We start from the raw sequence: 13,052 nt of genomic DNA on the forward strand, positions 1-13,052 counted from the left end.
CAGCACGACTACCGCTCATCGACAACTGCACTGACGGCTCAGGGCTACCAGAACGGCCTGTTCGGCAGCGATTACCCGCACTGGGAGGGCACCTTCGGCCACACCCAGAAGACCCTGCACGAACTGTGCGACGACATCGACCCAGTGGCCAGCCACCGGATCCGCATCGGTGCCTTCGCCGAGCTCTTCCCTCACGTTCCTGCGCCACCAGCTGACGAAGCATAGGCAGGTCGCCAGGATGCATCCGTAGTGATTGAACGTGGCAGATCGATTGCTGCGGATAAAAAGAGGGCGCTGGCCGGCAGAAATGCCGACCAGCGCCTTCTGATTGGTTCAGACCGTTGGCTGTGGAATCCAGCGCAGGTACGGCTTGACGACCTCAACCGAATCGCCGTACTTGGCGATGGCGTCCTCGGTGGAAACAGTCGGAGGCACGATGACCCTGCCGCCTGGAACCCAGTTCACCGGAGTGGCAACTGCGGCCTTGTCGGTGAGCTGCAGGGCGTCAATGACGCGCACGATCTCATCGAAGTTGCGGCCAACTGACTTCGGGTAGGTCAGGGTCAGGCGCACCTTGTCGTTGGTGTCGATGATGAAGACCGAACGCACCGTTGAGGTGTCGCCCTCACCTGGGTGAATCATGTCGTAGGCGATCGAGACGGTCTTGTCCGGATCAGCAATGATCGGGAAGTTCAACGCAGTTCCGCCAACCTCGCCGATGTCGCCAGCCCAGCCATTATGTGACTCGATCGGGTCAACGGAGATGGCGATTGCCTTCACGTTGCGCTTGTCGAACTCGCCCTTGAGCGCCGCAGTGACGCCAAGCTCGGTGGTGCAGACCGGGGTGAAGTCTGCCGGGTGGCTGAACAGCACTGCCCAACTGCCGGACTTCCAGTCGTGGAAGGTCAGGGTGCCGTCAGTTGTCTCAGCAGTGAAGTCTGGTGCGACATCGCCTAGTCGAAGTGTCATGTCTTAGTGCTCCTTGTTTGATGAGAAATATTGGTCAGAACAGCTACGGATTGAGAGTGGAAATTCCCTATCCCCATTCAGCTACGACAGGTGTCTCCTCCACATCGTTTCTGGCTTTAGCACCGGCGATACGGATGCAAATGCACCGACGGTTGCTGCGACTTCATTGAGCCAGATCTCTCAGTCGCTCTGGATGTTGGCAGGACACTAGTCGGTAGGGAAAGTGGAGATCAAATCGGGAGTCTGTAATTGCAAAGGATCCGCATCTACCCCCCTATTGATATGAAGCGGTCACCAAATGCCCTTGTCCCGTTCTTGAGGTGGTCAAGGCGGCTAATAGGCTCGCGGTTCATGAGTTCCACTGCGAACCGCCCGGACAGCCCACCGCGAGGGACATTCATTCTGCTCGCACTTGTCACCGGTGCGATCGTTGCGAACATCAACTTGGCGGTTGCCAACGTCGCTTTGCCGACGATTGGTGCTGATCTGGGCGCGAGCCAGAACCAGCTCGATGCGATAGCCGAGGCTTTTGCACTCGGCCTGGCCTCAACGGTGCTGTATCTCGGCGCAATCGGTGACCGCTACGGACGCAAGATGCTCTTCGTCCTTGGTGCGGTTCTCACGGTGCCCACCGCCTGCATGGCGGCCTGGGCGCCAAGCGCAGACTTCCTGGTGTTCGCACGCCTGTGCTCGGGCTTCGCGGCAGCACTGCTATTCCCAACTACTCTCTCGCTGATCTCCTCGCTGTTCAAGAACAAGGCTCGCGTGCGCGCGATCGCCATGTGGTCAGGCATCGGCGCTGGCATGGCGGCACTTGGTCCGCTGCTGGGCGGCTGGTTGATGGAGTACTTCTGGTGGGGATCGGTCTTCCTTATCTCGGTTCCGTTGGCAGTGATCGCACTCATCCTCGGCGTGATCGTCATTCCCAACCACATCGAGCGCGACACTGGTCCAGTTGACCATCTCGGTGGCGTCTTGTCGGTGGTGAGCGTCGGCGGTCTGGTGGTGATCATCCAGACCTTCCACCAGGGGGTGGACAGCCGATGGCTGAGCATCCTGGCTGTCACTGTGGTGGCATTCGTCGGCTTCCTGCTTCGTCAAAGCAGAGCGCCGCGGCCGCTGGTTTCTCTTCCGCTGGCCAAGCAACGCACCTTCTGGGTGGCCTTCGTCGGTGGCTCGATTGCCTTTGGTTCGCTCATCGGGGCGATGTTCATCGGCCAGCAGTTCACGCAGAACGTGCTGGGCTACGACACTCTCTCGGCCGCTGCTGTCGTCTTGCCTTCAGCAATCTGCTCGGCACTGTTTGGTCAATTGGCGGGGCAGCTCATCATCAAGCGAGGTTCCCGCTCGAGTCTGAGTCTTGGACTGCTGGCCGTCGCCATCGCTTTCGTCCTCATGCTGGTCACTTGGAAGCCTGGCACCTCAATTGGCTGGGTGCTTGCGGCATATGCCTTTGTCGGAACCGGTGTTGGACTCGCTGCAACCCCGGCCTCACGTGCACTGATGTCGTCGGTGCCAGCAAGTCATGCCGGCATGGGCTCGGCATTTCTTGATCTCACTCGTGATCTGGGTGGAGCAATCCTGCAGGCAATGCTGGGCGGGATTCTGGCAGCCGCCTATGCAAAGCAGATGACGGCTGACATCGCAGGACTGCCCGCCGAACAGGCCTCGCAGGTGACCAATGAGATCGCCGATCAACTGACGTCATCCTTCGCTGGCGCGGCCCAGGTTGCCAGTCAGTACTCACCGCCGGTGAGTCAGCAGATCATCGATGCCGCAGCAACCGCATTCACGGACGGCAAGTCGGCATCCATCCTGCTGGCCCTGGCACTGACTCTCCTGGGCCTTGCCCTCGTGCTCTTGCGATTCCCGTCCAAGAGCGTTGAAGAGGCGTACTACGCAAAGGTGGCTGTCGAGGTTTAGGTCACGAGGATGGAATCGCCTGAACTTGCCCGGGCGCTGGGTTGCGCGCTTGGCCCGTTCTTCGTGGCCGTCGGCGCTGGGCTCGGCAGCGGAAACACAGTTGCCGGATGAGTCTTGTCGAGCAACACGATCCACTGCTGTCCTGGCTTGAATGGCATGGGAGAACCGTCGGCCATGGTGAAGGTCGTGCCAACCTCAGCCGAAGGCCGAGACCAGGTCACGTCGTAGGACATGCCGTCGCGCAAGACCACCGCCGTGCCGGCCCCGATGGTGGCAGCGTGTGGAGTGTTGCCACCACCCTTGTCGAAGTACTTCGACGGCGTCTGCTTGACATTCTGAATCACCACAGTTGCGGCGTTCTGCCCCGCGTTATTCTCCTCGGCTTCAGCGGGGTAGCCGTTGAGCTTCACCTTGTAGAGCGCAGTGAGCGGATCGTAGGTGAATTCAGCTGACGCCTCGCTCCATTTCATCTTGGCGCGAGTGTTGACGGAGCCACCTGCGGGGACGTCGTTGGAGAACACAAAGCCCATATCGCGATCAGAGCTTGCTTCAGTCGCCAACTTCAGCGTGTCAACACCATTGAGGAAATAGTTGTACGGAGCGCGACGGTCGTGGTCGCGCGAATAGTTGACGGCATCCTTGTTCGGGGAGACGTCGATCAGGGGCGCCCCTTGAATCGCCGGCCACATCTTGCGTTGCACTCCCGAGAATGCGAAAGCAGGGCTGCCGTATTGCGCAGTCAGGTCGATGTCGGTGATTCGAGCTGATCGAACTGGCCCGATGCGCTTTGGCACGATGCTTGAGAACACTGCAGCAATTCGCGTGATCCCGTATTCGACCTCTTCGATGTAGACGACGTCGGCATCCTTCAGGCCGGCATGCGGCTGAGCGTTATGAGTGTTGTCGAGCTTGACGATCAGCACTGGTTTCGGCTCTGGCTGTGGAAGTCCGGTGAGCGGCGAAGTGCGCGTCAAGGCGGGGGCTTCAATCAACGGAGCAGAGTTGGGAGCTGAGCCTGAGGAGCCTGTAGTGGCACTACACGCGGCCAAAGCGCAGATAGCAGCAGCCGAACCCAGTATTCGCAAAGCTCGCATTCCTGCACGGTAGTTCACGCACTTTGCGAATCGCGGTAGCGACGGCAGTGACGCATCTCTTAACCCGCACCTAACCCATGGATGATTTCGCGCAGACCTTCGTGGCGGAATCTTGGACACATGAACTCACGAGGAGCAAGCAACAGCGCCCGCCGACCCACATCGGTGAAGCAACGATTCATTTCTGGAGGCCTGGCTGCCGGAATGTTCTTCGGGGTCGGGGGCCTCATTGCCACCAAAACTCTTGATGCGGCAACGAACGCATCGCTGGCAGCCGCTGCGGCAACGTCTGCTACATCGTCTGCGGCGAAGGCATCGACTGCTATTTCGTCTACAGCCAAGGTCAGTGCGGTCTCGTACACGACCAAGAAGAAGACGACTGCCGCAAAGGCCACGACTAGGACGGCCACGGTCGTTCATGCAACGACATCAGCCAGCAAGGGCTGAGTCGAAGCATGAGAGATGCCTAGGCGCGAACGGCAGACTCCTCGATGTCGGCGATCTCGTCGGCACCGGAATCGGCCTCGGAGTCCACGCTGAAGTGCGGCAGGATCTTGTCCAACCACCTTGGCAGCCACCAGGTCCGTGGGCCGATGACCGACATGAGTGCCGGCACCAGAACAAGGCGCACGACGAAGGCGTCGAGCAGCACCGCTGATGACAGGGCTACCGCAAACAACTTCGTCGTCGGGTCGTTGCCAAGCGCGAAGGCAGCGAACACGCTGGTCATGATCAGCGCCGCGATGGCCACCACACGACCCGAGCCAGCAAGGCCGCGCCTGATCGCGCGATGGTGATCCTTGCCATGGACCCATTCCTCGTGCATGCGACTGACGAGGAAGACCTGATAGTCACACGACAGGCCGAACAGGATCGCGAAGACCATGATCGGCAGGAACGGGAAGATCGGTCCGGTGTTCTGCAAGCCCAGCGGGCCAGCAAGCCATCCCCATTGGAAGACCGCAACAGTGACGCCGAGGGCAGCCCCAAGAGACAGCAGGCTGAACAGCACGCCCATGAGCGGCACCAGGATCGAGCGGAACAAGAAGAGCAGCGCGATGAATCCCAGACTGACCACGATGAGCAGGAAGAGCGGCAAGGCATCGGTCAACACCTTGGTGAAGTCCGCCGTCACGGCCTGGAAGCCTCCGACATAGGCCGTGGCGCCAGTTCCATCCAGCGACTGCGGGATCACCGAATCCCTGAGGTGGAAGAGCAGGTGTGTCGTTGCAGCATCTTGGGGAGCAGTTTTCGGGAATACCTGGACGACGCCGACTTCTGCGTCGGGAGCCGCCGGTGCGGCGACTGCGAGAGCCACGCCCGGGTCGGCGTTCAGGGCCGTCGCGAGCGAGCCCATAGCTGCCTGGCCGCCCTCGGAAGGCAACTTGACTGCGATAAACATCGGACCATTGACGCCCGGGCCGAATCCTTCTGCGGTGAGGTCGTAGGCGATGCGCGCGACGCTTCCCTGCGGCGCTCCGGAGTCGTCAGGGAAGCCCTGGCGAAGTTGAGTCACGGGAACTGCGATGAGAATCATGATCACGAGTGCACCCAAGGCCATCGGCCATGGGTGGTTCTGCAGCCACTCCCCGTATCGAGCGAATGCGCTCGGGTTGTGCGCATCGGGGGCATGTCCGCGACGAACAAGGCGGCGCCACAGCCATCCGATGATCGTGACAGGCAGGACGAAGACCCATCCGATCCAGCGCAGGACGAGGCTGATGCCATGCAGGATGCCCTGTGCCTTCTGCCGCGGAATCGCCTCAGCGTTGGTAACCCAGGCCATGCGCCCGACAAACGACCAGGTGCCGAGCAGTGCCAGCAATGAGGGCAGCAGCAGCAGGGCACCGAGCGCCACCATCACAACTGTGCCGGCGGCCGCGAGCGCCACGCCATTGAAGAAGGAGATGCCCATGATGAACAGACCGAGCAGGGCGATGATGACCGTAAGGGCGGCAAAAATTACTGCCCTGCCTGATGTGCGAACCGATTCGAGCGCGGCTTCGCGCGGTTCGCGTCCGTGGATCAACGCTTCTCGGTACCTGTTGATGATGAAAAGCGAGTAGTCGATGCCGACGCCCAGGCCGATCATCGACGACAGGAACGGTGCGAAAGCTGCGACCGAGAAGAAGTTCGCGATGATCGGCACGACGATCGCGGTGCTAACGCCAACAGAAATGGCCGCTGTCCACACGGGCAGGAAGGCACCCAGGATCGAGGCGAAGGCGAACAGCAGGATGGTCAAGGCCACGAGGATGCCGATGCCCTCAGATGATGGCGGATCACCCTGGACAAAGGTGAACACCCCATTGGCGCCGACAGTCAAGCCATCCTCGCCGTTGACGGCCTTCACCACTTTGAGCGTGTTGGCGATCTGCTCTGTCGGCAGGTCGCTTATGCCGGCGCCCGTGAACCGAACTGTCGCGTAGGCGATGGTGCCGTCGGGACTGACGCCAGCCTGGCCGAAGTGTGCCATCGGCCCGAGTGCCTGGGCCGGCATGTTTGCGAGCGCTGCGGCCTGCTCTTGTGACGCAGCCGCCGGCGCTTGCTGCGGGAGGCAGTCAGGTCCCAAGGGCGCGGCGATCGGTGAGATCACGCACGCAACTCCTGGCATCGTGGAGATCTCCTTCAGCGCGGTTCCCACCTGCTGGGCAGCGGCTCCCTGTGTCGCCTTGCCAGAGTCTGTGCCCCACACCACCTGTCCATCCAGACCAGAGCCGGTTCCAGCGCCGCCGCCTGAGATGTCCTTGAGCAGATCCTGCGCCGTGGTCGACTCGGAGGCGGGAAGGCCGAAGTCGTCGTTGAAGTCACCTTTGAACTGTGAGAGGAGGACAAGCAGGATGCCGATGATCGCGAACCAGGAGACCAAGCCCATGATCGGATGGCGCACGGCCCACTGAGAGATACGGGTCATCGGTAGGACTCCTCAAGAGGTGACGTCAGTTTCGATGCGGGACGATACCAGCGCAACATTGCCGCAAAATAAACGTTCTGCGACCAATGCAAGCCTTGGCCGGATGACGATTCACCCTCCAGCAGAATGCCCGCCCATAGACTCTGCTTCCTATGAAATTCGTGACTGATTACCCCGTCCGCTCTGACTTCGACGGCGAATGGATCAAGCCTTCGACCATCACTTCGGTCTGCAAGCACATCGAAGCCGCTGGCTTCAATGGTCTGGGCATTACTGATCACCCTGCGCCTTCATTGAAATGGCTGCAGCGCGGAGGTCACGAAGCCTTCGATCCCTTCGCGATGCTCTCCTTCCTTGCAGCTGTCACGACCGAAGTGAAACTTCTGACGCATCTGCTCGTGCTGCCATACCGCAACCCCTTGCTACAGCTCTCCGGGATGACATCCGTCGATGTGCTCTCCGGCGGGCGCGCAATCTTTGTGCTTGGCACCGGCTACCTGCGTTCGGAGTTCTCTGCTGTCGGCGTCGAGTTTGACGAGCGCAATGACCTGTTCGACGAGTCGATCGCCGTGATCAAGCAGGCCAGCACTGGTGAAGAGATCAGCTTCGAAGGCAAGCACTTCACCGCGCTGAGCCAGACCGTGCAGCCAGCATTCATTCAGAAGCCGCACCCACCGTTGTGGCTTGGCGGCAACAGCGGCCGTGTGCTTGATCGCATCGCCGAATGGGGCGAGGGCTGGTCGGTGATGATGGGGCCAGCTGAACTCTCTAATACAGCTCGCACGAAACCAATCAGCACCATCGAAGATCTCGCGGCGGTTCTCAAGGATCTGCAAGGCAGAGTCGAAGCCCGCGGACGTTCGATGGCAGACATCTCAATCCAGGCATCGACGCCGACCATTCGATTCAGTTCCGGCTCAAGTGCTGAGGAGCAGATCGACGAGATTGGCCGACTCACCGAGCTTGGCGTTTCGTGGGTGCAGGTTGATCCATGGACGGATTCAATTCCTGAGTCCCTTGATCGTTTGCAGCAATTCAGCGAGGCAGTGATTGCTCGCACGACCTTGGCTGGCAAGTTGACGAACGGGCCGGTCCTTTGTGAGACCACGCACGGTGAACACCACACAGAGAGTTGGAACCATGGATCTTCTGGTACGGGATAAGGGATATCTGCTGGTCGGCGGCACTGCCGGCATGGGCCTTGCTGGCGCCCGCGCACTTGCTGCTGATGGTGCGTCCATCGTTGTGGTTGGGCGCGATCGAGAGCGAGCCGATCGCGCAGCTGCCGAGCTCATCGAGGCCGGAGCAAGCAAAGCCCAAGGTCTGGCCTTCGACGTGTCCAAGGAAGGCGACGCGGCGCGCGCGGTTGCAAGCGCCGTGGAGTTCCTTGGGCGACTCGACGGCATCGGCGTCACCACTGGGACCAAGGGCTTCATGCCGCTGGAGTCAGCGGATGAGGAATGGACGGCCGCATTCCGCGACGTGCTGCTCGGTGTCGCGCGCAGTGTCGAAGCTGCATTGCCGCACCTGATCGAAACGCGCGGGACAGTGGTCACGACTGCGGCATATTCGGTGCGATCGCCTGAACTTGCGCGGCTGCCGTACGCCTCCCTCAAGGGCTCCGTGGCTCTGTTTACCAAGGGCATTGCCAAGGCCTATGGAGCGAAGGGCGTCCGGGCCAACTGCATCTGCCCCGGAGCGATCGAGACTGACGGCCTTCATGCCATGCGGCAGCGCATTTCCGACGAGCGCGGTTGGCCATACGAGTCCACTATTGAGCGGATCATGGTCGAGGAATGGGGCATGCATGTCGCCCTCGGTCGCCCCGGCAAGCCGGAGGAGGTTGGGGAGTTGATTGCCTTCCTGCTGTCTCCGCGGGCCGGGTACCTCACTGGCGCGCTGGTGAACATCGACGGCGGCACCGACTTCTGAGCCTGCTGGTCGTCCATTCCTAGGCCTTGGCCTCTACTAGCAGTGATTCCGCCTCAGCGAGCAGCTGATCTCCGTCGTACAGCTGGGCGGTGAGCAGGTGCTTGCGACCGTCGGCAGCCTTTCGCTGTACTTGAACGATGAGGTCGGTGTCGATTGGTGTTCCGCTTCGGAAGTCGAGCTTGAGATTTGCGGTGTAAGCGCGGACGCCGTTGGACGAACCAAGATTTGCGATGGCAGTGTCGAATAACAGTGCGACGGCTCCGCCGTTGGCGATGCCAAAGGCGTTTCGATAGAAGAGTCCAAAGCGGACTCGGCCTCGCAGGAAGTCCGGGCCTCGTTCGATGATGTGGAATTCAGGCGTGAGTGTGTGTGCGGGATTGAATTCGGCGAAGTCCTGATAGTCGCTCTCACCTGAGAGATTGCAGCGGTATGGAGCCAGTGCGCTGGTGAGCACTTCCAGTGCCACTGCGGTGCTCTCGACGACTTCCGCGGGTGCACTGGTGGCGGTGTAGACATCCTGCAATCCACGCATGGACTGGCCCAAGTGCAGTAGCGAAGCCTCTCGCTCAGTGACGCTGCCGTCTGGTTCACTCATCAAGCACCTACGTCAATCAAGAGTTCTGAGAGTGCGTGAGCGCCGCGAAGGGCAGCCTCGTAGTAGCCCTCTTCGGCGATACGCGGCCCATTCAGTTCAAGATCGAAGGCACCTTGGTAGCCAGCTTCGACCATCCAACTGAGAATCTGCTTGAGGTGCAGGTCACCGTCGCCAGGCACTGCTCGATCCGGAGTGTGGTGACTGCCGTAGACGTAGTCGCACACCTGCACGAGTGCCGTCGAATCCACGCTGGATTGGATGGTCTCCTTCAAATGGGCTTCGCCCATGCATCCGTACAGGTCATTGCACACCGAGATCCCGGCCAGCTGCGCCAGCTCGACGGTGTCGCGAAGGTTCAGGCACATATTGATGTTGATGCGCAGCGGGATTGTCGGCTCGATGGCCAGGGCGATGCCAAGCTCCTTGGCGCGGGCGGCCGCGGGCGCAATGGCCTCAGTGAAGGCTCGTGCCGCTTCGCTCCATTCCAGCGAGCCGGCAGGTCCGGTGATGCCGTAGAGGGTCTTGGCTCCGATAGCTGCAGCTCGCTCGAGGGTGATTGCCTGCTTCTCCTGAGTTTGGGCCCAGGTCGATCGGTCATCAAGGGTGAACCATCCGGAGTTGACCACTGTGGCGACTTCAAGGCCGGAGTCCAGGATGACTGTGGTGCCACGATCCCAGCCGATGGCTTCCATCTTGGAAGGATCGATCGAGATTCGCGAATAGCCACTTGCCAATGCGAATTCGACGTCCTGCTCCAAAGCAGACCCGGGCAGGCACATGGTGTTGAGCGCGATCCGCGGGTGAATGGCCATAGGGCTATCTCTACATCACAACGATGGTCTTTGAGTCTCCCTTGTCGAATGGGACGCCATCAAGGTTCACATCTCCACTGACCTTGTATTCGATCCGCTGATTGCGCATGGACGAGCTGAAGATCGAATTGCCGTTGAAGAGTGCGGAGTCCAGCACGTCCCACATCACGTTGTTGTTCCCGGTGGACTCTGCGCCTGAAATCGGCTGAAACTGGATGACGAAGTGGATGGTCTTTGATTCGTCGGTGGCAATTGCGAATTCTGTTTCATCCTTGAATTTGCCAAGTTCGACCTTGTTCGAACGCTGGTTCCAGCGCTGCTCGTTCTGCTTGGTGGTCGAGTTGTAGTAATTCTCGCGCTCATCCCAGGTGTAGATGCGTTCGAACACCACCTCGACGTCCTTGACCTGCTGATCGCTCTTGGCCTTCAGGATGATGTCGCCTTCGAGAGTGCCTGAACTGCCCACAATCTGTCCTAGAACATCCAGATCGAAAGAAATCGTTCCGACGCCCATGCTCTTCTTGATCTTGTCAAACAAGCCCACGATTGCTCCCAGATTCTCCAGTCCGCTGCCGACGAATGGACCCTACTGTGCGCTGGCCGATGTGGGCGAGGAGTGGATTCGCTCACGCTCCTCATTCCTTAGGATGGTGCCTCGTGACCACCACTGATCTGGAAGCCGCGCGCACCTATGAGGTGCGCACCTATGGCTGCCAGATGAACGTGCATGACTCTGAGCGGCTCTCGGGTCTGCTCGAGAATGCCGGTTACGTGAAGGCCGATGAGGGCTCGACTCCTGATGTCTTGGTCTTCAACACCTGCGCGGTGCGTGAGAACGCCGACAACAAGCTCTACGGGAATCTCTCGCATTTGGTACCCGTCAAGGAGAAGAACCCGGGCATGCAGATTGCTGTCGGCGGATGTCTGGCCCAGAAGGATCAGGGCGAGATTGTCCGCAAGGCACCTTGGGTTGACGTGGTCTTCGGCACCCACAACCTTGGCTCGCTGCCGGTGCTGCTTGAGCGCGCTCGCATCGAGCAGGAGTCGCAGGTCGAACTCGCTGAGGCCTTGGTCGAATTTCCTTCGAATCTGCCAACTCGTCGCGAGTCGGCCTATGCAGCTTGGGTCTCGGTCAGCGTTGGATGCAACAACACCTGCACCTTCTGCATCGTGCCTTCACTTCGTGGCACTGAGAAGGATCGCCGCCCCGGCGAGATCCTTGCCGAGGTGCAGGCTCTGGTTGATCAAGGAGTCATTGAGATCACCCTGCTCGGTCAGAACGTCAATGCCTACGGCGTTGAGTTCGGTGATCAGCTGGCCTTTGGAAAACTGCTGCGTTCATGCGGTTCGATCGAAGGCCTTGAGCGGGTGCGCTTCACATCCCCGCACCCACGCGATTTCACTGACGATGTGATTGAGGCGATGGCCACCACTGCAAATGTTATGCCGCAACTGCACATGCCACTGCAGTCTGGTTCGAACCAAATCCTGAAGTCGATGCGTCGTTCGTACCGCCAAGAGAAGTACCTCGGGATCATCCAGAAGGTCCGTGCAGCGATGCCTGAAGCTGCAATCAGCACCGACATCATCATCGGCTTCCCAGGCGAGACCGAAGAGGATTTCGAGCAGACCCTATACGTGGTTGAGCAGGCGCGCTTCGCAAACGCCTTCACTTTTCTGTATTCACAACGCGCAGGCACGCCAGCCGCCACGATGCCGAACCAGGTCTCACGTGAAGTTATGCAAGAGCGCTACCAGCGATTGGTTGCCCTCCAGAACGAGATCTCATGGCAGGAGAACAAGAGGCAGCTTGGTCGTGAGGTTGAAGTACTTATTGCCCTGGGGGAGGGCCGTAAGGACGCCGCCACCGAACGCATCTCCGGCCGCGCTGCTGACAACCGTCTTGTCCACGTCGCCTTGGATCCAAGTCTTCACTTCCCGCGACCCGGAGACGTCGTGACCGCAGTCGTCACTCACGCTGCCACGCATCACTTGATTGCTGATCGGATGCTCGCCGTTCGTCGCACAGTTGCGGGCGATGCCGGTGAGTTGCCGATTGCTTCTCCCGGTGTTGCGCTTGGCATGCCGTCGATACGAGTGGGTAGCGCGTGATCATTGGGGCTGTCTTCATCCCTTCGGCGCCCTTGCTTCTTGCGGATGTCGATGTCGAAGGGCTGCTTGACGACGTGCGCGCGGCGTCCATCGAATTGCTTTCTGAGTTCTTGCCAGATGCCCAGCAGATCATTGCGATCGGTTCTGCGGATCAGACAATGTGGTTTGACGATGGTGGCGTGGGCACCAGCAAGGGCCTTGGTGGCGTTGCCGATTATGCGATTGGCACCGGTTCTGCGCAGTTGCCGCTGCCATTGACAATTGCGGCCTTCGCTCTCAGCGCTGCGGGCGCAGATCAACCAACTTTGGCCTTGAGCGTGGGCAAACAGACGACGAGTGCAGACCGGGCTCTGATTGCCAAAGAAGTCACTGATCGGGCGGCCGAAGTACCGACATTGCTACTCGTGGTTGGCGATGGCTCGGCCACGCGCACAGAGAAGGCGCCCGGATACATCCAGCCCGATGCGCTGAACTTCGATGCGGTTACTTCCGCAGCAATTGCCGCTGCTGATTTCCAGACCTTGGTTGAGATTGCGCAGGAACAGGCCGACCGACTCTGGTGTCAGGGCCTGCCCGCTTGGCAGGTGGCCGCTTTTGCCGGACAACACATGAAGCAAGGCGAGCTGGTGCTTGAAACGGCCCCGTTTGGGGTGAACTACCTCGTTGCCTCCTGGCGACCGTGGCAACGATGAAGACTCTGC

13 protein-coding genes and 1 riboswitch are annotated in these 13,052 nt (G+C 60.1%); of the genes, 6 read left to right on the top strand and 7 right to left on the bottom strand.

What is annotated here, in order from left to right; genetic code table 11:
* On the top strand, nt 1–225 hold a 225-nt coding region (locus tag Q7L55_00015), incomplete at its 5' end, for an amidohydrolase (GenBank protein ID MDO8730952.1).
* Between the two features lie 108 nt (nt 226–333).
* On the opposite strand, the gene Q7L55_00020 is transcribed toward Q7L55_00015, so the two are convergent.
* Nucleotides 334–969, bottom strand: a complete 636-nt coding sequence (locus Q7L55_00020; protein ID MDO8730953.1) for a peroxiredoxin — start codon at nt 967–969, stop codon at nt 334–336.
* Nucleotides 970–1,067: 98 nt separating this feature from the next.
* Nucleotides 1,068–1,169, bottom strand: a riboswitch (SAM riboswitch).
* A 151-nt stretch (nt 1,170–1,320) separates the two neighbouring features.
* On the opposite strand from Q7L55_00020, the gene Q7L55_00025 reads away from it, so the two are divergent.
* Nucleotides 1,321–2,892: an MFS transporter gene (locus Q7L55_00025; protein ID MDO8730954.1), complete on the top strand. Its 1,572-nt coding sequence runs from the start codon at nt 1,321–1,323 to the stop codon at nt 2,890–2,892.
* On the opposite strand, the gene Q7L55_00030 is transcribed toward Q7L55_00025, so the two are convergent.
* From Q7L55_00030 to Q7L55_00040, 3 genes are read right to left on the bottom strand one after another with little or no spacing between them, the layout of a single operon-like run.
* Entirely contained in the window at nt 2,889–3,986 is a 1,098-nt protein-coding gene (locus tag Q7L55_00030; protein ID MDO8730955.1) for a DUF3048 domain-containing protein, read from the bottom strand. The two genes, Q7L55_00025 and Q7L55_00030, sit on opposite strands and share 4 nt — an antisense overlap.
* Nucleotides 3,987–4,045: 59 nt before the next feature.
* Nucleotides 4,046–4,396 (bottom strand): hypothetical protein, encoded by a 351-nt coding sequence (locus Q7L55_00035; protein MDO8730956.1) that lies wholly within the window; start codon nt 4,394–4,396, stop codon nt 4,046–4,048.
* Nucleotides 4,397–4,452: 56 nt separating this feature from the next.
* Complete coding sequence (locus tag Q7L55_00040) at nt 4,453–6,900, bottom strand: MMPL family transporter (protein ID MDO8730957.1); 2,448 nt, start codon at nt 6,898–6,900, stop codon at nt 4,453–4,455.
* A gap of 152 nt (nt 6,901–7,052) precedes the next feature.
* On the opposite strand from Q7L55_00040, the gene Q7L55_00045 reads away from it, so the two are divergent.
* Nucleotides 7,053–8,063: a TIGR03619 family F420-dependent LLM class oxidoreductase gene (locus tag Q7L55_00045; GenBank protein MDO8730958.1), complete on the top strand. Its 1,011-nt coding sequence runs from the start codon at nt 7,053–7,055 to the stop codon at nt 8,061–8,063.
* Complete coding sequence (locus Q7L55_00050; protein ID MDO8730959.1) at nt 8,041–8,832, top strand: SDR family oxidoreductase; 792 nt, start codon at nt 8,041–8,043, stop codon at nt 8,830–8,832. Before Q7L55_00045 ends, Q7L55_00050 begins: the two co-directional genes overlap by 23 nt.
* Before the next feature lie 19 nt (nt 8,833–8,851).
* Here the strand turns inward: Q7L55_00050 and Q7L55_00055 are convergent, their stop codons facing one another.
* From Q7L55_00055 to Q7L55_00065, 3 genes are read right to left on the bottom strand one after another with little or no spacing between them, the layout of a single operon-like run.
* Nucleotides 8,852–9,427, bottom strand: coding sequence for a PaaI family thioesterase (locus Q7L55_00055; GenBank protein MDO8730960.1), 576 nt, complete (start codon nt 9,425–9,427; stop codon nt 8,852–8,854).
* Nucleotides 9,427–10,239 carry a TIM barrel protein gene (locus Q7L55_00060; GenBank protein MDO8730961.1) on the bottom strand — a complete coding sequence of 271 codons (813 nt, stop codon included), beginning with the start codon at nt 10,237–10,239 and terminating at the stop codon, nt 9,427–9,429. The genes Q7L55_00055 and Q7L55_00060 overlap by 1 nt, the downstream gene beginning before the upstream one ends.
* Before the next feature lie 10 nt (nt 10,240–10,249).
* Nucleotides 10,250–10,783 carry a hypothetical protein gene (locus Q7L55_00065; GenBank protein MDO8730962.1) on the bottom strand — a complete coding sequence of 178 codons (534 nt, stop codon included), beginning with the start codon at nt 10,781–10,783 and terminating at the stop codon, nt 10,250–10,252.
* A gap of 113 nt (nt 10,784–10,896) precedes the next feature.
* Between Q7L55_00065 and miaB the strand changes: the two genes are divergently transcribed.
* Together miaB and Q7L55_00075 are read left to right on the top strand one after the other, a co-directional pair.
* Nucleotides 10,897–12,351 carry a tRNA (N6-isopentenyl adenosine(37)-C2)-methylthiotransferase MiaB gene (miaB, locus tag Q7L55_00070; GenBank protein ID MDO8730963.1) on the top strand — a complete coding sequence of 485 codons (1,455 nt, stop codon included), beginning with the start codon at nt 10,897–10,899 and terminating at the stop codon, nt 12,349–12,351.
* Nucleotides 12,348–13,043, top strand: coding sequence for a hypothetical protein (locus tag Q7L55_00075; protein MDO8730964.1), 696 nt, complete (start codon nt 12,348–12,350; stop codon nt 13,041–13,043). Before miaB ends, Q7L55_00075 begins: the two co-directional genes overlap by 4 nt.
* Nucleotides 13,044–13,052 lie beyond the last annotated feature (9 nt).

The organism is Actinomycetota bacterium (assembly GCA_030650795.1).
Taxonomy (GTDB): domain Bacteria; phylum Actinomycetota; class Actinomycetes; order S36-B12; family S36-B12; genus UBA11398.

Excerpts from the sequence above, each read along its gene's own strand:
- Q7L55_00020 (MDO8730953.1), bottom strand. The coding sequence starts at position 969 with ATGACACTTCGACTAGGCGATGTCGCACCAGACTTCACTGCTGAGACA.
- Q7L55_00025 (MDO8730954.1), top strand. The coding sequence starts at position 1,321 with ATGAGTTCCACTGCGAACCGCCCGGACAGCCCACCGCGAGGGACATTC.
- Q7L55_00030 (MDO8730955.1), bottom strand. The coding sequence starts at position 3,986 with ATGCGAGCTTTGCGAATACTGGGTTCGGCTGCTGCTATCTGCGCTTTG.
- Q7L55_00040 (MDO8730957.1), bottom strand. The coding sequence starts at position 6,900 with ATGACCCGTATCTCTCAGTGGGCCGTGCGCCATCCGATCATGGGCTTG.
- Q7L55_00045 (MDO8730958.1), top strand. The coding sequence starts at position 7,053 with ATGAAATTCGTGACTGATTACCCCGTCCGCTCTGACTTCGACGGCGAA.
- Q7L55_00050 (MDO8730959.1), top strand. The coding sequence starts at position 8,041 with ATGGATCTTCTGGTACGGGATAAGGGATATCTGCTGGTCGGCGGCACT.
- Q7L55_00055 (MDO8730960.1), bottom strand. The coding sequence starts at position 9,427 with ATGAGTGAACCAGACGGCAGCGTCACTGAGCGAGAGGCTTCGCTACTG.
- Q7L55_00060 (MDO8730961.1), bottom strand. The coding sequence starts at position 10,239 with ATGGCCATTCACCCGCGGATCGCGCTCAACACCATGTGCCTGCCCGGG.